This window comes from Enterobacter cloacae complex sp. EB5, assembly GCF_031432835.1.
In the GTDB taxonomy this organism is placed as follows: Bacteria; Pseudomonadota; Gammaproteobacteria; order Enterobacterales; family Enterobacteriaceae; genus Enterobacter; species Enterobacter hormaechei_C.
Genome location: NZ_CP133860.1, coordinates 962879 through 981638, shown reverse-complemented (window position 1 = coordinate 981638; position 18760 = coordinate 962879). Strand labels below are relative to the sequence as shown.

The window sequence follows — 18760 nt, the reverse complement described above, 5'->3', positions numbered from 1 at the left end:
AATCTTAGCGGATCGTTTACGGTGAAGGTGGAAACATGGACGAGCTTTACATCCTTGGCTGTTTGTTCCTGGTTTTTGCGCTGGTCGTGGCACCCGTGCTCGCGGTGATAGGCTTTAACCGAAGCACGGCGGCGCGGCAGGAGATCGCCCGGCTTCGCCAGCGCATTGAGGCGCTTGAGCAGCGCGGTGTCGCTGAGAAAGCGCCGGAGCCGGTGCAGACCGCCGCGCCGGTGGAGACGCCAGCGTCGGTGCCAGAAGCCGTTACCGCACCTGTCGATCCCTGGCGTCCCGAACCGCCCGTCACTGAAGCAGAACCTGCGCCTGTACCGGCGGCAAAACGGCCTTCCGCCTTTGGCGGCATCCTGTCCTCGCTGACGCGCTGGTTTATGCAGGGCAATCCGCTGGCAAAACTGGGGATTATACTGCTCTTCCTCGGCCTCTCGTTCCTGCTGCGCTATACCGTTGAACATTCACTGTTTCCGCTTGAGCTGCGTCTTGCCGCCACGGCGCTGTTTGCCATGGTTCTGCTGGCCGTTGGATGGCGGCTGCGGCACAGGCAGCGGATCTACGCGCTAATCCTCCAGGGCGGGGCGACCGGCGTGCTTTATCTGACCGTCTTTGGCGCATTCCGGCTGTGGCAAATGCTGCCGATGACGCTGGCGTTTGCGCTGCTGGTGGTGATTTGCGCGGCGAGCGTCGGGCTGGCCGTGCTGCAAAAGGCGCTGAGCCTTGCCATGCTGGCGAGCCTCGGCGGATACCTTGCGCCGCTGCTGTTGTCTACCGGAGGCGGCAGCTTTGTGGCGCTGTTCTCCTTCTATCTCCTGTTATCCATCGGCATTCTCGTCATCAGCATCTGGCAGCACTGGCGCGAGCTCAACCTGCTCGGGCTGCTCTTCACGTTTGGCGTTGGCGGGGTATGGGGGCTGAGCGACTACCAGCCTGAAGACTATGTTATCTGTCAGCTGTTCCTGATTGCCAATACGCTTATTTTTGGCGTGTTTAGCGTGGCGCTGTCGCTGCGGGCGCAGGAAAAAGGCAAACAGATTATTGACGGCGTACTGCTGTTTGCTCCGCCGCTGATTGGTTTTGGGATGCAGTACGGCATGACGTCTCACTGGTCGTACGGCCCGGCGCTCAGCGCGCTGGGCTATGGTGCGTTTTATCTCTCCCTGGCGTTTCTCGCACTGCGACGCTATCCGTCTGTCGGGCGGCCACTGGTTATGGCGGCGCTGGCGATCGGCGGCGGGTTTGCCACGCTTGCCATACCGCTGGCGCTTTCAGCGCGCTGGACGGCGATGGCCTGGGCGCTGGAAGGGCTGGGTATTCTCTGGCTGGGCGTGCAACAGCAGCAGCGGCGCATGAGCTATAGCGGGACGGCGCTGCTGGTGCTGGCGCTCGGCAGCGCGATATGGGCGCAGATGGACGGCGTCACCTCGCTGAGCCTGCTGCTTATTTTCGCAGTGCTCAGTCTTTGCTGGCTGGCTGCGGCCTGGCTGTGGCAGAAAATCGCGCTGCCGGGCAGTTGGGCATTGCTGGCTGGTGGGCTGCTGTTCTGGTTAGTGGCGCTGCTGGGCGCGTCGCAGCTGTTCCTGAAGCAGGAGTTATCGGTTCTGGCAGGCGTGCTGGCGCTGACGGCGGCGTCGGCCTGGGGATGGCGGCAGGCTGCCGCTCGTCTGGCATGGCGGGAGCTGGATGCCAGCAAATGGCTGCTGTGGCCGGTGATGCTGCTGATGGTGCTGTATCAGGTCTGGCAACAGCAGATCCTGGCGGCCGGTTGGGCAAATCTGGCCTGGGCTATTGCGCTGCCTGCCGCCCTGATGCTGCTGCGGCGCGACGAAGATAAACGTCTGCCGCGCATCTCAATGGGGCTGCATCTGTCGCTGGTGTGGATGATTTTACTCGCCATAGCCGCCGAGCTTTACTGGTTAGCCCGCTCCCTGCCGTGGGGCATGGCGGCCTGGGGAAGCGGCATTGCGATGGCTGTCGGCGGTGGGGTGATAATGGCGCTCTCCGCGGCCGTACGGCGTCGCGGTTGGCCGTTCCGGGTATGGCCCGCGCTCTACGCCTGCCTTGCCGCGATCCCTGTGGTTGTGGCGCTGGTGGTATTGCTGGTCGTGACCAATTTGCAGGACGGTGTGGTCTATCAACAGACCTGGCTGCCGCTGGTGAACCCGCTTGAGGAAGGGGCGGCGTTCGCGCTGCTGGGGCTGGTGGTGTTTTATCGGGCAGTGGATCGCTACTATCCTGCATCGCTTGCGCAGTCCCGCCCGTGGCCCGCCGTTGCGCTGATGGCGCTTGGCTTCTGGTGGCTTAACGGTGCACTGCTGCGCGCGCTGGCGTGGTACGGCGAGGTGGCCTGGAATTGGGAGTCGTTGTGGCATTCGCGGCTTATCCAGACCACCTTTGCCCTGTTCTGGATGTTCTGCGCGCTGGGGGTCATGATCCGCGCCACCCGTCAGGCCTCCCGTCAGCAGTGGATTGGCGGTGCGGCGCTGCTGGGGGTGGTGATGCTCAAACTGATGCTGGTGGACAGCGCGGGCGGTGGCGGCCTGGCGCGCGCCGTCGCGTTTATTGGCGTGGCGATCCTGGTCCTGATTGTGGGCTATTTCTCGCCGTTACCGCCTAAAGCAGGAGAAGAAAAATGAAATGGATGAACGCGGTTGTTTGTGCGGCACTGCTGGCTGTGGCCGGTCCGTCATTCAGCGAGGGCGCGCCAGCGGAATCCCCGCGGGATTATGCCTATGGCCTGTCCCTTGATACCTCTGCCTCTTCGCCGTGGTATCGGGTCATGCTGCCGCTGGCGGTTTATCAGCAGAGCACATCGCCCGATCTGCGCGACGTGCGCGTGTTTAATCAGTCGGGCGAGCCGGTACCGTTCAGCCTGGTTACCACGACGCGTCCGCAGCCGGCACCGACCACCACGGCGCTGCGCCTCTTTGCGCTTAACGCCTCGCCGGGCGGGGAAGAGGACAGCGGCGATAAAATTATGCTACGGGCCAGAAACGGCGTGGAAATTGTGCTGGAAGGGCAACACGCGGCGGCTGCCGGACAGCACTATCTGCTGACCCTGCCGGAAAACGCGTCGGAGATTCCGCTTTCTCAGCTCCAGCTTTTCTGGGACACGCCGCAGGGTTCGTGGCAGGGGACGGCATCGGTCTATTACAGCGAGGATCTGAAAAACTGGTATACCCTGCGTGAAGAGATGCCCCTGCTGGACGTAATGAGTGGACAGGATCGCCTGAAGCTCGACCGCATCGATACCGATCTGGTGTTATCGCCTGAGGCGAATCGCTATCTGCTGCTGGTGCTGAACACGGGGCGTTCTGCCCTGACGTTAACCGGCGTCAACGCGATTAACGCGCCTGCGCAGCCGGAATCTGAGCACATTAGCCTGGCGGGAGAGGGGGAGCGGTTATCCGAAAGCGAAGCCGTGTGGCGCTGGAAACATCCGCAGCCTCTGAGTGCGATCGGCTTTATGCTGAATGGCGACGGCGTTCTCCCGGCAGAAATAGCCTGGCGGGAGGCGGATAAGGATCGGTGGCATACGCTGAAAAAAGAGGTGATCTACCAGCTCGGCGGCAAAACGTCTGAACATGTTCCGCTCCCGGGCGGGCTGGTCGAGGCGGTAAAAATTAAGACCCTCAATGCGCGACTGCCCGAGAACCTGCCTGGCGTGACCGGGCAACGCGTGCGCTATGATCTGATGTTCAACGCGCAGGGGAAGGGGCCGTACCTGCTCGCGTGGGGGAACGGGGCTGCGAAACCGGCGAGCGTGGAGACGGATATGCTGATCCCGACCGAACTGCGTAAAACCTACGATCTGGCAGCCCTGCCGATGGCGGATACGCTGGAACCTGTCCCGCTGGGTGGCGAGGCGCGTTTAACCGCGACGTCTGCGGCTGATCAGGAAAGCAGAATGAAAATGCTGATGGTCTGGGGCGTACTGATTGCGGGGGTGATGGTGCTTGCGGGTATGGCATGGCGCATCTGGCGTGAGGTAAAAAAAGACGGCGCAGCATAAGCCATAAAAAAACCCGCGTATTCGCGGGTTTTTTGGTAAACCGTGCCGATTACAGGCTGGATACGTTCTCAGACAGGTATTTAGCTACGCCGTCTGGGGAAGCCGCCATACCTTCTTTACCTTTTTCCCACTGAGCCGGGCACACTTCACCGTGCTCTTCGTGGAACTGGAGCGCGTCAACCATGCGCAGCATTTCGTCGATGTTACGACCCAGCGGCAGATCGTTCACAACCTGGTGACGAACGATGCCGTTCGCGTCGATCAGGAAAGAACCACGCAGTGCAACGCCAGCGTCCGGATGTTCGATACCGTAAGCCTGCTGGATTTCGCGTTTGATGTCCGCAACCATCGCGTATTTCACCGCACCGATGCCGCCGTTTTCGACAGGGGTGTTACGCCATGCGTTGTGTACAAATTCAGAGTCGAAGGAGACGCCAACCACTTCCACGCCACGCTTCTGGAATTCTTCGTAACGTTTGTCGAACGCGATCAGCTCAGACGGGCAAACGAAAGTGAAGTCCATTGGCCAGAAGAACAGAACGGTCGCTTTACCGTTGGTGTGCTGTTTGAAGTTGAAGTTTTCAACGATTTCACCATTGCCCAGAACGGCGGCAGCTGTAAAATCCGGAGCCGGACGAGTTACCAGAACCATATGATTCTCCTGTAGATACTAAGGTTATTTGGAACGCAACGCGGGCCAGTATAGAGGCAGTACGAGAATAAGACAAAGAGGTGGTAACAATCGTTCCACCAGCTTTTACCTATCAATCGAACCGACTTCACAGTTCTTTATTTTTCGCCTGCGTCATCATTCGCGGGTAGAACTGCCAGAAGCGGGTTTCCAGCGCATCGTAATGTTCATCCAGGTCATGCCATGAGTCGCGCAGCGCGTCCAGACGCGGTCGACGGCTCGCCATGCCGTTCAGGACGTTCTGAATGAAATCCATCTCGCGGTATCGCTCCAGCCAGCGTTCAGACCAGAGATAGTTATTCAGATTCACAAAGCGCGGCGGGGAGTCCGGCAAAATGATCGACACCTGCGCATGGGCGTAGCGCACAAACTCAGGCAGCGACATATCAGGCGACAGCTGCGACCAGTGGCGCGACAGGAAATGATCCCACATGACGTCGAGCGTGATCGGCGCCACGCGTCGCGTTTCGGGGCGGAACCAGGCTTTGGCTTCCGTCACTTCCGGCAGGTTATCGGTCAGCACGTCGATGCGGCGGTGCATAAAAATCCCGTCGACAACCTCAGGGGAGTACGCTTCCGCGGGGTTGCCGCGTACAAAATCGGCCAGCAAATTGCCGGAGAGGGAGCTGTCCGCGAGATGAGCGAGATGCAGGTGAGCGAGAAAATTCATGCGTTTTCGTTGTCCGGTGGCGGCTAGTTGTTGCAGCAAAAGGGTGTGAGCACTAGACTATGCCGCCTGTTTTTAAGTCACGAGTATACGTCATGCGCGTCGCCGATTTCTCCTTTGAACTACCTGAATCCCTGATTGCTCACTATCCCATGCCTGAGCGTAGCAGCTGTCGCTTGCTGTCACTGGACGGGCCAACGGGCGCGCTGACGCACGGTACTTTCACCGATCTGCTCGACAAGCTCAACCCTGGCGATCTGCTGGTCTTTAACAATACCCGCGTGATCCCGGCGCGTCTGTTTGGCCGTAAGGCCAGCGGCGGCAAGATCGAGGTGCTGGTCGAACGTATGCTCGATGATAAACGTATTCTGGCACATATTCGCGCCTCCAAAGCGCCGAAGCCGGGCGCTGAGCTGCTGCTGGGGGATGACGAGAGCATCAAAGCGACCATGACCGCGCGCCACGACGCGCTGTTCGAGGTGGAATTCAACGACGAGCGCACGGTGCTTGATATCCTGAACGCCATCGGCCACATGCCGCTGCCGCCGTATATTGAGCGCCCGGACGAAGAGGCCGACCGCGAGCTGTACCAGACCGTCTACAGCCAGAAGCCTGGTGCGGTCGCGGCGCCAACGGCGGGTCTGCACTTTGATGAACCGCTGCTGGAAAAACTGCGCGCGAAAGGCATTGAGATGGCGTTCGTGACGCTGCACGTCGGCGCGGGGACCTTCCAGCCGGTGCGCGTGGACAGCATCGAAGACCACATCATGCACTCTGAGTATGCCGAAGTGCCGCAGGAGGTGGTGGATGCGGTGCTGGCGGCGAAAGCGCGCGGTAGTCGCGTCGTGGCCGTCGGTACAACGTCGGTACGTTCCCTTGAGAGCGCTGCGCAGGCCGCGAAAAGCGAGCTGATTGAGCCATTCTTTGGCGATACGCAGATCTTTATCTACCCGGGCTATCAGTACAAAGTCATTGATGCGCTGGTGACCAACTTCCATCTGCCTGAATCGACGCTGATTATGCTGGTTTCCGCGTTTGCGGGGTATCAGCATACGATGAACGCCTACAAGTCTGCGGTAGAACAAAAATATCGCTTTTTTAGCTACGGTGACGCGATGTTTATCACGTACAATCCGCAGGCTTTGAATGAGCGTGTCGGGGAATAAGTCCGCGGCACCGTATTACAACGTTGGACTGTTTTTCTGACGTCGGAGAAAAAATGAAATTTGAACTCGATACCACCGATGGTCGCGCGCGTCGCGGTCGTCTGGTGTTTGATCGCGGCGTGGTAGAAACCCCCGCGTTTATGCCTGTGGGCACGTACGGCACCGTAAAAGGAATGACGCCGGAAGAAGTTGAAGCCACTGGCGCACAGATTATCCTCGGCAACACCTTCCACCTGTGGCTGCGTCCGGGCCAGGAGATCATGAAGCTCCACGGCGACCTGCACGATTTCATGCAGTGGAAAGGCCCGATCCTCACCGATTCCGGCGGTTTCCAGGTCTTCAGCCTGGGTGATATCCGTAAGATCACCGAGCAGGGCGTACACTTCCGTAACCCGATCAACGGCGATCCAATCTTCCTCGATCCGGAAAAATCCATGGAGATTCAGTACGATCTCGGCTCCGATATCGTAATGATCTTCGATGAATGTACGCCATACCCGGCGGACTGGGACTACGCCAAACGCTCCATGGAGATGTCCCTGCGTTGGGCGAAGCGTAGCCGCGACCGTTTTGACTCCCTGCAAAACAAAAATGCGCTGTTCGGCATTATCCAGGGCAGCGTTTACGAAGATTTACGCGATATCTCGGTTAAAGGTCTGGTAGAGATAGGCTTTGATGGCTACGCTGTCGGCGGTTTGGCTGTGGGTGAGCCGAAGGAAGACATGCACCGTATTCTGGAGCATGTCTGCCCGCAAATCCCGGCGGATAAACCACGATACCTGATGGGTGTGGGTAAACCAGAAGATCTGGTGGAAGGCGTACGTCGCGGCATTGATATGTTCGACTGCGTTATGCCAACCCGAAACGCGCGTAACGGTCATCTGTTCGTTACCGATGGCGTGGTGAAAATCCGTAACGCGAAGCATAAAAGTGACACCAGCCCGCTCGATTCCGAGTGCGATTGCTATACCTGTCGCAATTATTCTCGCGCGTATCTGCATCATCTCGATCGTTGCAACGAGATTTTGGGGGCGCGTCTCAATACCATTCATAATCTTCGTTATTATCAGCGCTTAATGGCTGGTTTACGTAAGGCTATCGAAGAGGGTAAATTAGAGAGCTTCGTGACCGATTTCTACCAACGTCAGGGGCGGGATGTTCCACCGTTGAACGTTGATTAATTTTAATAATGAGGGAATTTGAATGAGCTTTTTTATTTCTGATGCGGTAGCAGCAACGGGTGCACCAGCGCAGGGCAGCCCGATGTCTCTGATTCTGATGCTGGTTGTGTTCGGTCTGATCTTCTACTTCATGATCCTGCGTCCACAGCAGAAGCGTACTAAAGAGCACAAAAACCTGATGAACTCCATCGCGAAGGGCGATGAAGTCCTGACCAATGGTGGCCTGGTGGGTCGCGTAACCAAAGTAGCGGAAAACGGCTACATTGCTATCGCCCTCAACGACACCACTGAAGTGGTTATCAAACGTGACTTCGTAGCTGCCGTTCTGCCGAAAGGCACCATGAAGGCGCTGTAATCCCAACTTTTCCCAAAGGGAACTGCCGTGTTAAACCGTTATCCTTTGTGGAAGTACATCATGCTGGTCGTCGTGATTATCGTCGGCCTGCTGTACGCGCTTCCCAACCTGTATGGTGAGGATCCGGCCGTTCAAATCACTGGCGCGCGCGGTGTCGCCGCCAGTGAGCAAACGCTGATCCAGGTCCAGAAAACGTTACAAGAAGAAAAAATTACCGCTAAGTCTGTGGCACTGGAAGAGGGCGCAATTCTTGCTCGCTTCGACACCACCGACACGCAGCTCCGCGCACGTGAAGCGCTGATGGGCGTGCTGGGTGATAAATATGTCGTGGCGCTTAACCTTGCTCCTGCAACCCCACGCTGGCTGGCTGCGCTGAACGCAGAGCCAATGAAACTGGGTCTTGACCTGCGTGGCGGCGTTCACTTCCTGATGGAAGTGGATATGGATACCGCGCTCGGCAAGCTACAGGAACAGAACATCGACAGCCTGCGCAGCGATCTGCGCGATAAGGGCATTCCGTACACCACCGTACGTAAAGAAGATAACTACGGCATGAGCATCACGTTCCGCGACAGCGCGGCACGCGATCAGGCTGTGACCTATCTGTCTCAGCGTCACCGCGATCTGGTGATCACCTCTCAGGGCAGCAACCAGCTGCGTGCGGTAATGACCGACGCGCGTCTGAGTGAAGCACGTGAGTACGCCGTTCAGCAGAACATTAACATTCTGCGTAACCGTGTAAACCAGCTGGGCGTGGCTGAGCCACTGGTACAGCGTCAGGGTGCTGACCGTATTGTGGTCGAACTGCCAGGTATCCAGGATACCGCCCGTGCGAAAGAGATTCTGGGCGCGACGGCGACCCTGGAGTTCCGTCTGGTTAACTCCAACGTCGACCAGGCTGCTGCGGCTTCAGGCCGTGTGCCGGGCGATTCTGAAGTGAAACAGACCCGCGAAGGCCAGCCGGTTGTGCTGTACAAACGCGTGATCCTGACCGGTGACCATATCACCGACTCCACTTCAAGCCAGGATGAGTACAACCAGCCGCAGGTTAACATCTCGCTGGATAGCGCAGGCGGCAACATCATGTCTAACTTCACCAAGGACAACATCGGCAAACCGATGGCGACCCTGTTCGTGGAGTACAAAGACAGCGGTAAGAAAGACGCCAATGGCCGTGCCGTGCTGGTGAAAGAGGAAGAGGTGATTAACATCGCCAACATCCAGTCTCGTCTGGGTAACAGCTTCCGTATTACCGGTATCAGCAACCCGAACGAAGCGCGTCAGCTCTCTCTGCTGCTGCGTGCCGGTGCGCTGATTGCGCCAATTCAGATTGTTGAAGAACGTACCATCGGTCCAACCCTGGGTATGCAGAACATCAAACAGGGTCTGGAAGCGTGTCTGGCCGGTCTGGCGGTGTCCATCATCTTCATGATCTTCTTCTATAAGAAGTTCGGCCTGATTGCGACCTCCGCGCTGATTGCCAACCTGGTGCTGATCATCGGTATCATGTCCCTGCTGCCGGGGGCGACGCTGACCATGCCGGGGATTGCGGGTATCGTTCTAACCCTTGCGGTGGCGGTCGACGCCAACGTACTGATAAACGAACGTATCAAAGAAGAGCTGAGCAACGGTCGTTCTGTACAGCAGGCGATTGAAGAAGGCTACAAAGGGGCGTTCAGCTCCATCTTCGATGCGAACGTAACAACACTGATTAAGGTTCTTATCCTGTATGCAGTGGGTACTGGCGCGATCAAAGGCTTTGCGATTACTACCGGTATCGGTGTCGCAACGTCGATGTTTACCGCTATTGTCGGCACCCGTGCCATCGTGAACCTGCTGTACGGCGGCAAGCGCGTCAAAAAGCTGTCTATCTGAGGAGTGCGTTGTGGCACAGGAATATACTGTTGAACAATTGAACCACGGCCGTAAAGTCTGGGACTTTATGCGCTGGGACTACTGGGCCTTCGGCATTTCAGGTTTTCTGCTGATCTTGTCCATCGTCATTATGGGCGTGAAAGGCTTTAACTGGGGTCTGGATTTCACCGGTGGTACGGTGATCGAAATTACCCTGGAAAAACCGGTCGATATGGACCAGATGCGTGAGTCTCTGCAAAAAGCGGGCTTTGAAGAGCCGCTGCTACAGAACTTCGGCAGCAGCCGCGATATCATGGTGCGTATGCCGCCGGTACACGATGCCAACGGCAGCCAGGAGCTGGGCAGCAAGGTCGTTCAGGTTATTAACGAAACGACCAGCCAGGATGCAACGGTTAAGCGTATTGAGTTTGTCGGCCCCAGCGTTGGTGCTGACCTGGCGCAGACCGGTGCGATGGCGCTGCTGGTGGCGCTGATCTCGATCCTGATTTACGTCGGTTTCCGCTTTGAGTGGCGACTGGCGGCAGGCGTGGTTATCGCCCTGGCGCACGACGTGGTGATCACCATGGGCATACTGTCTCTCTTCCACATTGAGATTGACCTGACGATCGTGGCATCCCTGATGTCCGTTATCGGTTACTCACTGAACGACAGTATCGTGGTATCTGACCGTATTCGTGAAAACTTCCGTAAGATCCGTCGCGGCACGCCGTACGAAATCTTTAACGTGTCGTTGACCCAGACGCTGCACCGTACGTTGATCACTTCCGGCACCACCCTGATGGTGATCCTGATGCTGTTCCTGTTCGGTGGCCCGGTGCTGGAAGGCTTCTCGCTGACCATGCTGATCGGTGTGTCTATCGGTACGGCCTCGTCTATCTACGTCGCGTCCGCGCTGGCGCTGAAGCTGGGCATGAAGCGCGAGCATCTGATCCAGCAGAAAGTCGAGAAAGAAGGGGCGGATCAGCCGTCCATTCTGCCTTAAGAGTCTTAGGTAGTATCGAAATCCCGGCCTGCTGGCCGGGATTTTTTTTGTCTGCATCTCACAAACACTCCTGACAGTATGCTGTCAGGAGCCCTGTCGTAGACTCCTTCTGAACCTTAACAACAGGCAGGAGGACGTATGAAAAGTGTTATTAACTGGTTTGAAATTCCGGTCGCCGATATGGATCGCGCCATCAAATTTTATGAGCCGGTGATGCAGGTCGCGCTGCGGCGCGAGAAGATGGACGTGGCTGAGCTGGCGATTTTCCCGCACGAGGATCCGGCCACCGGCGGCGCGCTGGCGAAATTTGACGGCGTTACACCCTCTTCACAGGGCGCTATTATTTACCTGCATACTGACAATCTGGCGGCCACGCTCGATCGTATTGCTTCTGCGGGCGGTGAGTGCGTGTTTGGCCCGCTGGAACTGCCGCAAGGCATTGGCACTATAGCCCTGTTTACCGACAGCGAAGGTAATCGCGTCGGCCTCCATCAACCGGTATGAGAGTAAACCGATGACCCGACGCGCTGACCGTTTGTTCCAGATTGTGCAGATCCTTCGGGGCAGGCGTCTGACAACGGCAGCGCATCTGGCGGAAAGGCTTGGCGTGTCCGAGCGCACGGTGTACCGCGATATCCGCGACCTGTCGCTTTCCGGCGTGCCGGTGGAAGGCGAGGCGGGAAGCGGATATCGGCTGATGTCGGGTTTTGATTTACCCCCGCTGATGCTGACCAACAAAGAGTCCGAGGCGCTGATGGTGGCGATTCGCCTGCTCAAAACCTGGGGCGGGGAATCGCTGTCGCGCGAGCTGGAGTCTGCTCAGGAAAAAGTGCTGGCGATCCTGCCGGAAGAGAGCCGCCGCAAAGCGGAACAGACGCGAATTTACGCGCCGGATATTGCGCTTCAGCCCCATTCCCGCAGCGGATTTGATGTGATTCATCAGGCGATATCTGCGCAGCGCGTGCTGGTGCTGCATTACCGTGATGAGGCCGGACAGTTAACCTGGCGTGAGGTGCAGCCGCTTGGGCTGTTCTTCTGGGGGGAACACTGGCTGTTGGCTGCGTGGTGCGAGCGGCGCGATGACTATCGCTGTTTCCGGCTCGACCGATGCCTCAATATTGTGCAGACGGAGAGGCGGTTTAGCGAAAGTGCGGACAGGTCATTGGCAGATTTTTTGCGCAAGGTGAGGCAGTAAAAAGCCGGGTGGCGGCTACGCCTTACCCGGCCTACATTCGGATCGTAGGCCCGGTAAGCGTAGCGCCACCGGGCGGAATCCGCACTGATTAGAAGTTGTAACCCACGACCAGGTAACCACCCCAACCGGTAGAGCGAACGCTGAAGTCGCCGTTGCCGAAGTTCAGGCTGGCGTCATCGTTCCACTGGCCACCGTTGTGCCAGTAACGCGCAACAACAGAGTAGTGCCAGTGATCGTAGTTCAGCGCCAGGATGTGGCTGGACGCGATGGAGTTACTGGTACGAGCGTGCTTCCCGTTGTTGTCATAGAAGTTATCGTCGCCCAGATCTGAACCCCAGTCAAAGTTGGTGAAACCGATATAGCTCAGGTTACCGCCCCACAGCTGAGTGATTGGCACAAAGTATTTCACTTTGAAACGGTAGCCATCCCACTCGTTCTCATTCGATGCGCCATAGTTCTGCCACTGGTATTTCGCATACACGTTCAGAGACAGGCTCATTGGCAGGCCGGTATCGATGTCAGTACCCAGACCCATATACCAGGTGCTCTGTTCCTGAGAATCGTTGCGACCCATGTCATAAATGTAGTTGTTCGCGAAATACCACTCTTTGAACGGACCGAAGCTAAGATCGGTGCCGGTCAGCTTGTCGATGGAGAAGCGTGGTTCGATTTCCATGAACAGCGGGGAGCCGTTGTTCCAGATACCTTTGGCATCGGAGTTACCGCCGAAGAATACCGGGAGATCGACGTAGCCGTAGAAATCAAACCAGTCTTTTTTAGCGAACGCTTCGTACTCGAGGTAAGTATCGTTACGGATCTGTGGTCCGAAACGGGTGTGGTAGCTGCCTACCACGTTAACGCTCTGGTGCCACCAGTCGGAGAGGTATTGTGGTTTGTCGTTTTCCGCTGCGTTAACAGTGAAAGAGGAGGACAGTGCCAGAACTGCACCGGCTGCGAGTAATGTTTTTTTCATAATCATGCCACTGATTGAAATTCCCTTCCGGGAGTGAAAAATGCGCGAATTGCGTTTCTAAATATTTCGTGTTTCTGCGGAGCCTATTATAGGAATCCTTGCTCACAAAAATATGTGTTGTTTCACATATCTCTCACATACGTAATCGATTGCGTTCACGTTTGCGTACTTTAGACGGGCGGGATTGTAGCGGCAATCATTTATGTTGCCAATCCATACGAAATGTAAATGTTAGCGGAGTGACATTTCACTCCGCCAAAAGGGGAGGTTATTGCGCGGCGGGTTGAATGTCGTGAATGCGGATAAAGCCTAACTGTTCCGGCGTCAGGCCGCTCAGCTGAACCGGGATGTCCACGTCGCTCGGCGCCAGCGTGCTGGCGGGGGCGGTGAAGAGCTGATTTTTCACGTTCACTTCCTGATAGCTCTCCGTGGTGCCCTGAATCTGGCCCCACTCTACGGTGCCGCTGAACGCGGGAAGCGGATCGTTGGATTCACCCTGAATGCGTAATGTTGCGCGAGTACCATCGGCATTCGCTGCAACATTCACCAGAGACATCTTTAGCGTGCCAATCTGGCTGTTCAGACGCGCGGGCGTGTTTGCACCTGGCAATAAATAAACGCCATTGCTGGATTTGACATTGAGCGCGTTCTGCTGGGTGATCTTCACGGTTTCTTTATTAAGTTTGTCCATCGCCACGTTAAGCGTATTCACGCTTTGTTTCATCTCGCGGACTTCACTTTGCTGTGCGCAGGCGCTGAGCGTGAACAGGCTCCCCACCAGCACTATTTTCAGGTAACGTCTTGTCATTGCGTTTAATTCCTTGAAATCACAGATTGCTGCAATGGTAGACAGGATAGTGCCGTCAGGCATAGATCCTTTGTCTCAAAAAGCTCTTCCTTTGTTGTCGGGCCAGTTCAGGGTAAAATAGAAATCAGTTAACCAGATAACAGGGACATCGTATGCATTGCCCATTTTGCTCCGCTGTGGATACCAAAGTCATCGACTCACGTCTTGTAGGCGAAGGGTCTTCCGTGCGTCGTCGTCGGCAGTGTCTGGTGTGCAACGAGCGTTTTACCACCTTTGAGGTGGCAGAGCTGGTAATGCCGCGCGTGGTAAAAAGTAACGATGTGCGCGAACCGTTCAATGAAGAGAAACTGCGTAGCGGGATGCTCAAGGCGCTGGAAAAACGGCCCGTCAGCTCCGATGACGTTGAAATGGCGTTAAACCATATTAAATCTTATCTGCGGGGGTTAGGTGAGCGCGAAGTGCCGAGCAAAATGATCGGCAATCTGGTGATGGAACAGCTGAAAAAGCTCGATAAAGTCGCCTATATCCGCTTTGCCTCTGTTTACCGCAGCTTCGAAGACATCAAAGAGTTTGGCGAAGAGATCGCCCGCTTACAGGATTAAGCCCATGCACGACGAGATGTACATGGCGCGAGCCATGAAGCTGGCGCAGCGCGGTCGGTTTACCACTCACCCTAACCCCAATGTCGGGTGCGTCATTGTTAAAGATGGCGAGATCGTGGGGGAAGGTTTTCACTACCGCGCAGGCGAGCCGCATGCTGAAGTGCATGCCCTGCGCATGGCGGGGGAGAAAGCGCGTGGCGCGACGGCCTACGTGACGCTGGAGCCATGCAGCCATCACGGGCGCACGCCGCCGTGCTGTGAAGCGCTGATTGCGGCGGGCGTCTCGCGCGTTGTCGCCGCCATGCAGGATCCTAACCCGCAGGTGGCGGGCCGCGGGCTGTATCGTCTGCAACAGGAAGGTATCGACGTCAGCCACGGCCTGATGATGCAGGATGCGGAAGCCCTGAATAAAGGCTTTCTGAAGCGCATGCGCACCGGCTTTCCGTTTATCCAGCTTAAGCTTGGCGCATCACTGGATGGCCGCACGGCGATGGCGAACGGCGAGAGCCAGTGGATCACCTCGCCGCAGGCAAGGCGCGATGTGCAACGTCTGCGCGCGCAAAGCCATGCTATTCTCACCAGCAGTGAAACGGTACTGGCTGACGATCCGGCCATGACCGTGCGCTGGGAAGAGCTGAATGCGGATACCCAGGCGCTCTATCCGCAGGAGAACCTGCGTCAGCCGCTGCGCATTATTGTTGATAGCCAGAACCGCGTGACGCCGGAGCACCGCATCGTGCAGCAGCCGGGTGAAACCTGGATTGCGCGCACCAAAGAAGATACGCGCGAATGGCCGCAAGGCGTGCGCAGCATTATGGTGCCGGAACATAACGGGCATCTCGATCTGGTGGTGCTGATGATGCTGCTCGGCAAACAGCAGGTCAACAGCATCTGGGTTGAAGCCGGTCCGACGCTCGCCGGCGCGCTGCTTCAGGCGGGGCTATTGGATGAGCTTCTCGTCTACGTTGCGCCTAAACTGTTAGGTAACGACGCGCGCGGCCTGTTTGTGCTGCCCGGCCTTGAAAAACTGGCCGATGCGCCGCAACTCTCATTCAGCGAGATTCGTCCGGTAGGACCGGATGTCTGCCTCCATTTAACGACAGCGTAATTGCTCCTGAAATAGGGAAGCAGTGCGCAAAGTATTATGATAAAATCCGCCCCCCTGCGGGGCCAAATGAACCCGTAAAGGAAGAGTATGAACATTATTGAAGCTGCTGTAGCTACCCCGGACGCTCGCGTCGCCATCACCATTGCGCGTTTCAACAACTTCATCAACGATAGCCTGCTGGAAGGTGCGGTTGACGCCCTGAAACGTATCGGCCAGGTTAAAGATGACAACATTACCGTCGTTTGGGTACCAGGTGCTTACGAACTGCCACTGGCAGCGGGCGCGCTGGCGAAAACCGGTAAATACGACGCGGTGATTGCGCTGGGTACTGTTATTCGTGGCGGCACTGCGCACTTCGAATACGTTGCGGGCGGTGCAAGCAATGGTCTGGCGCACGTTGCACAGGATGCTGAAATTCCTGTCGCGTTCGGCGTGCTGACCACCGAAAGTATTGAACAAGCCATCGAACGTGCTGGCACCAAAGCCGGTAACAAAGGTGCAGAAGCTGCACTGACCGCGCTTGAAATGATCAATGTATTGAAAGCCATCAAGGCCTGATTTTTTTGTAAGGGGAATTCCGTGAAACCTGCTGCTCGTCGCCGCGCCCGTGAATGTGCCGTCCAGGCACTTTACTCCTGGCAGTTGTCCCAGAACGACATCGCTGATGTTGAATACCAGTTCCTGTCAGAACAGGACGTGAAAGATGTTGACGTTCTGTACTTCCGTGAACTGCTGTCGGGAGTGGCGACTAATAGCGCGTATCTCGATGGTCTGATGAAGCCATACCTGTCCCGTCTGCTCGAAGAGCTGGGCCAGGTCGAAAAAGCAGTGTTGCGTATCGCGCTGTTTGAACTGTCTAAACGTGATGATGTGCCGTACAAAGTGGCCATCAACGAAGCGATCGAACTGGCGAAAACCTTCGGCGCTGAAGACAGCCACAAGTTTGTTAACGGCGTGCTGGATAAAGCCGCACCTGCGATCCGTCCCCACAAAAAGTGATCCGCAAACCGGAGTCCTGCATTGCCCCAACGGCAGTGCGGCTCCGGTTTTTTCTTTTATTTGCTGAGGCATAACGTATGGCATGCGGCGAATTCTCCCTGATTGCCCGTTATTTCGACCGTGTCAGAACCTCTCGTCTTGATGTTGAAACCGGCATTGGCGATGACTGCGCACTTCTCAATATTCCCGAAAAACAGACGCTGGCAATCAGCACCGACACCTTAGTGTGTGGGCGACATTTCCTGCCGGATATCGATCCTGCCGATCTGGCGTATAAGGCGCTGGCGGTCAACGTCAGCGATCTGGCGGCAATGGGCGCCGACCCGGCCTGGCTGACGCTGGCGCTGACCCTGCCGGAGGTGGATGAAGCCTGGCTTGAAGCCTTCAGCGATGCCCTGTTTGAACAGCTGAATTATTACGATATGCAGCTGATTGGCGGTGATACCACCGCCGGTCCGCTGTCGATGACCCTGGCAATTCACGGCTATGTGCCTGCCGGACGCGCGCTGAAGCGTTCGGGCGCAAAACCAGGCGACTGGATCTACGTGACCGGTACGCCGGGCGACAGCGCGGCAGGGCTGGCGATCCTTCAGAACCGTTTAACGGTTGAAGATGCTGACGATGCGGCGTATCTGGTGAAGCGCCATCTGCGGCCAACGCCGCGTATTCTGCACGGTCAGGCGCTGCGTGAGCGGGCAAGCTCCGCAATCGATCTCTCTGACGGGCTGATCTCCGATCTCGGCCATATCCTGAAAGCCAGCGGCGTGGGCGCACGCGTTGACCTGGATCTGTTCCCGCTGTCGGAGCAACTGCTTCGCCATGTCGAACCTGAACAGGCACTGCGCTGGGCGTTATCCGGTGGAGAAGATTATGAGCTGTGCTTCACCGTGCCTGAGCTGAATCGCGGAACGCTGGATGTGGCGTTAGCGCATCTGGGGGCGAAATTTACCTGCATCGGGCAGGTGATGCCGGAAAGTGAAGGGCTGCTGTTTGTCCGCGACGGCGCCCCGGTTACGCTTGACTGGAAAGGGTACGATCACTTCGCGTGAGTTTGTGCGCTCTGTGTTGCCGGGTGGCGCTGCGCTTACCCGGCCTACAAAAGGTGCGATCGTAGGCCGGGTAAGGCGAAGCCGCCACCCGGCAAGCGTTTATTTAAACCCTACCACCGGATGCTGCTGATACGGCGTTTCCAGCTCGGCAATCTGCTCCGGCGTCAACGATAAATCTACCGCACTCAACAACTCATCCAGCTGTTCTTCCCGCGATGTGCCCACAATCGGCGCGGCGACACCGCGCTTGCTCAGCAGCCACGCCAGCGCCACCTGCGCGCGCGTTGCACCGATATCGTCGGCGATCCCGGCTAAGCGTTCGGCAATTAACGCATCGCTGGCTTCTGTATCGTCATACAGGTTTTTACCCACTTCGTCCGATACCAGCCGGGCGGTGGTTTCGCCCCACGGACGGGTTAACCTTCCGCGCGCCAGCGGGCTCCACGGGATCACCGCCACGCCTTCCTGGTAGCAGAGCGGCAGCATCTCGCGCTCTTCTTCCCGGTAAATCAGGTTGTAGTGATCCTGCATGGTGACAAAGCGCGCCCAGCCGTTCTGCGCCTGGAGCTTGAGCGCCTGGGCAAACTGTGAGGCATGCATGGACGATGCGCCGATGTAGCGCGCTTTACCGGCTTTCACAACGTCGTTTAACGCTTCAAGCGTCTCTTCGAGCGGGGTGCTGTAATCCCAGCGGTGGATTTGCAGCAGATCGACGTAATCCATGTTCAGGCGTCTGAGGCTGTCATCAATGGAACGCAGGATCTGCGCGCGAGAAAGGCCTTCCGCCAGATCGCCTGACGGGTAGTACACCTTGGTGGCGACCACAACGTCATCACGACGGGCAAAATCTCGCAGGGCGCGACCCACAATCTCTTCGCTGCTGCCGTCGGAGTAGCTGTTGGCGGTATCGAAGAAGTTGATGCCGCCGTCAATGGCGCGCTTGATGATGGGGCGGCTGCTCTCTTCCGGCAGCGTCTAGGCATGATTTCCCCGGTCAGGCTCGCCAAACGTCATGCATCCCAGGCAAAGCCGGGACACCTTAAGGTCCGTTTTTCCTAATGTCGTGTATTGCATGGTTCCGCTCCTGC

At 57.1% G+C, this 18760-nt stretch carries 18 protein-coding genes and 1 pseudogene; 14 read left to right on the top strand and 5 right to left on the bottom strand.

Features of this window, described 5'->3' with window-relative positions; all coding sequences use genetic code 11:
* Positions 1-35 precede the first annotated feature (35 nt).
* Positions 36-2645 (top strand): DUF2339 domain-containing protein, encoded by a 2610-nt coding sequence (locus tag RHN82_RS04770; protein WP_047051154.1) that lies wholly within the window; start codon positions 36-38, stop codon positions 2643-2645.
* On the top strand, positions 2642-4021 hold the full coding sequence (locus RHN82_RS04765) for a DUF3999 domain-containing protein (RefSeq protein ID WP_047051153.1): 1380 nt from the start codon (positions 2642-2644) through the stop codon (positions 4019-4021). Before RHN82_RS04770 ends, RHN82_RS04765 begins: the two co-directional genes overlap by 4 nt.
* Positions 4022-4070: 49 nt before the next feature.
* Here RHN82_RS04765 and RHN82_RS04760 read toward each other — a convergent pair whose 3' ends face one another.
* A complete protein-coding gene (locus RHN82_RS04760; protein ID WP_003859113.1) occupies positions 4071-4673 on the bottom strand; it encodes a peroxiredoxin C in 603 nt (200 codons plus the stop codon).
* A 127-nt stretch (positions 4674-4800) separates the two neighbouring features.
* Positions 4801-5382, bottom strand: coding sequence for an ACP phosphodiesterase (gene acpH / locus RHN82_RS04755; protein ID WP_047051152.1), 582 nt, complete (start codon positions 5380-5382; stop codon positions 4801-4803).
* Between the two features lie 92 nt (positions 5383-5474).
* On the opposite strand from acpH, the gene queA reads away from it, so the two are divergent.
* The 7 genes from queA (at position 5475) to RHN82_RS04720 (ending at position 12133) form a co-directional block, all read left to right on the top strand.
* Entirely contained in the window at positions 5475-6545 is a 1071-nt protein-coding gene (gene queA, locus RHN82_RS04750) for a tRNA preQ1(34) S-adenosylmethionine ribosyltransferase-isomerase QueA (RefSeq protein ID WP_006809916.1), read from the top strand.
* Between the two features lie 53 nt (positions 6546-6598).
* The gene (tgt, locus tag RHN82_RS04745) at positions 6599-7726 is read left to right on the top strand and encodes a tRNA guanosine(34) transglycosylase Tgt (RefSeq protein WP_003859110.1); all 1128 of its coding nucleotides are present in this window, start codon (positions 6599-6601) and stop codon (positions 7724-7726) included.
* Between the two features lie 22 nt (positions 7727-7748).
* Positions 7749-8081 (top strand): preprotein translocase subunit YajC, encoded by a 333-nt coding sequence (gene yajC, locus RHN82_RS04740; RefSeq protein WP_003859109.1) that lies wholly within the window; start codon positions 7749-7751, stop codon positions 8079-8081.
* A 27-nt stretch (positions 8082-8108) separates the two neighbouring features.
* Positions 8109-9956, top strand: coding sequence for a protein translocase subunit SecD (gene secD / locus RHN82_RS04735; protein ID WP_003859106.1), 1848 nt, complete (start codon positions 8109-8111; stop codon positions 9954-9956).
* 10 nt (positions 9957-9966) lie between these two features.
* A complete protein-coding gene (secF, locus tag RHN82_RS04730) occupies positions 9967-10938 on the top strand; it encodes a protein translocase subunit SecF (protein ID WP_003859105.1) in 972 nt (323 codons plus the stop codon).
* 138 nt (positions 10939-11076) lie between these two features.
* Positions 11077-11442: a VOC family protein gene (locus tag RHN82_RS04725; RefSeq protein ID WP_047051151.1), complete on the top strand. Its 366-nt coding sequence runs from the start codon at positions 11077-11079 to the stop codon at positions 11440-11442.
* A 10-nt stretch (positions 11443-11452) separates the two neighbouring features.
* Positions 11453-12133: a YafY family protein gene (locus RHN82_RS04720; RefSeq protein ID WP_047051150.1), complete on the top strand. Its 681-nt coding sequence runs from the start codon at positions 11453-11455 to the stop codon at positions 12131-12133.
* Positions 12134-12221: 88 nt separating this feature from the next.
* On the opposite strand, the gene RHN82_RS04715 is transcribed toward RHN82_RS04720, so the two are convergent.
* Positions 12222-13106, bottom strand: coding sequence for a nucleoside-specific channel-forming protein Tsx (locus RHN82_RS04715; protein WP_047051188.1), 885 nt, complete (start codon positions 13104-13106; stop codon positions 12222-12224).
* Positions 13107-13374: 268 nt separating this feature from the next.
* Positions 13375-13914: a DUF3251 domain-containing protein gene (locus RHN82_RS04710; RefSeq protein WP_047051187.1), complete on the bottom strand. Its 540-nt coding sequence runs from the start codon at positions 13912-13914 to the stop codon at positions 13375-13377.
* A gap of 152 nt (positions 13915-14066) precedes the next feature.
* On the opposite strand from RHN82_RS04710, the gene nrdR reads away from it, so the two are divergent.
* From nrdR to thiL, 5 genes are all read left to right on the top strand, one after another.
* Positions 14067-14516 carry a transcriptional regulator NrdR gene (gene nrdR / locus RHN82_RS04705; RefSeq protein WP_003859099.1) on the top strand — a complete coding sequence of 150 codons (450 nt, stop codon included), beginning with the start codon at positions 14067-14069 and terminating at the stop codon, positions 14514-14516.
* Positions 14517-14520: 4 nt separating this feature from the next.
* Positions 14521-15624, top strand: coding sequence for a bifunctional diaminohydroxyphosphoribosylaminopyrimidine deaminase/5-amino-6-(5-phosphoribosylamino)uracil reductase RibD (gene ribD / locus RHN82_RS04700; protein WP_047051149.1), 1104 nt, complete (start codon positions 14521-14523; stop codon positions 15622-15624).
* A gap of 87 nt (positions 15625-15711) precedes the next feature.
* Positions 15712-16182, top strand: a complete 471-nt coding sequence (ribE, locus tag RHN82_RS04695; protein WP_003859098.1) for a 6,7-dimethyl-8-ribityllumazine synthase — start codon at positions 15712-15714, stop codon at positions 16180-16182.
* A gap of 21 nt (positions 16183-16203) precedes the next feature.
* Complete coding sequence (nusB, locus tag RHN82_RS04690; RefSeq protein WP_006809908.1) at positions 16204-16623, top strand: transcription antitermination factor NusB; 420 nt, start codon at positions 16204-16206, stop codon at positions 16621-16623.
* 77 nt (positions 16624-16700) lie between these two features.
* Complete coding sequence (thiL, locus tag RHN82_RS04685) at positions 16701-17672, top strand: thiamine-phosphate kinase (RefSeq protein WP_045142045.1); 972 nt, start codon at positions 16701-16703, stop codon at positions 17670-17672.
* Between the two features lie 99 nt (positions 17673-17771).
* Here thiL and RHN82_RS04680 read toward each other — a convergent pair.
* A pseudogene (locus RHN82_RS04680) lies at positions 17772-18746 on the bottom strand (aldo/keto reductase).
* Between the last annotated feature and the right edge of the window lie 14 nt (positions 18747-18760).

Coding starts and splice junctions, on each gene's coding strand:
- thiL (WP_045142045.1), top strand. CDS start 16,701: ATGGCATGCGGCGAATTCTCCCTGATTGCCCGTTATTTCGACCGTGTC.
- RHN82_RS04760 (WP_003859113.1), bottom strand. CDS start 4,673: ATGGTTCTGGTAACTCGTCCGGCTCCGGATTTTACAGCTGCCGCCGTT.
- acpH (WP_047051152.1), bottom strand. CDS start 5,382: ATGAATTTTCTCGCTCACCTGCATCTCGCTCATCTCGCGGACAGCTCC.
- ribD (WP_047051149.1), top strand. CDS start 14,521: ATGCACGACGAGATGTACATGGCGCGAGCCATGAAGCTGGCGCAGCGC.
- ribE (WP_003859098.1), top strand. CDS start 15,712: ATGAACATTATTGAAGCTGCTGTAGCTACCCCGGACGCTCGCGTCGCC.
- nrdR (WP_003859099.1), top strand. CDS start 14,067: ATGCATTGCCCATTTTGCTCCGCTGTGGATACCAAAGTCATCGACTCA.
- yajC (WP_003859109.1), top strand. CDS start 7,749: ATGAGCTTTTTTATTTCTGATGCGGTAGCAGCAACGGGTGCACCAGCG.
- RHN82_RS04715 (WP_047051188.1), bottom strand. CDS start 13,106: ATGAAAAAAACATTACTCGCAGCCGGTGCAGTTCTGGCACTGTCCTCC.
- RHN82_RS04765 (WP_047051153.1), top strand. CDS start 2,642: ATGAAATGGATGAACGCGGTTGTTTGTGCGGCACTGCTGGCTGTGGCC.
- queA (WP_006809916.1), top strand. CDS start 5,475: ATGCGCGTCGCCGATTTCTCCTTTGAACTACCTGAATCCCTGATTGCT.
- tgt (WP_003859110.1), top strand. CDS start 6,599: ATGAAATTTGAACTCGATACCACCGATGGTCGCGCGCGTCGCGGTCGT.
- RHN82_RS04725 (WP_047051151.1), top strand. CDS start 11,077: ATGAAAAGTGTTATTAACTGGTTTGAAATTCCGGTCGCCGATATGGAT.
- RHN82_RS04770 (WP_047051154.1), top strand. CDS start 36: ATGGACGAGCTTTACATCCTTGGCTGTTTGTTCCTGGTTTTTGCGCTG.
- RHN82_RS04710 (WP_047051187.1), bottom strand. CDS start 13,914: ATGACAAGACGTTACCTGAAAATAGTGCTGGTGGGGAGCCTGTTCACG.
- RHN82_RS04720 (WP_047051150.1), top strand. CDS start 11,453: ATGACCCGACGCGCTGACCGTTTGTTCCAGATTGTGCAGATCCTTCGG.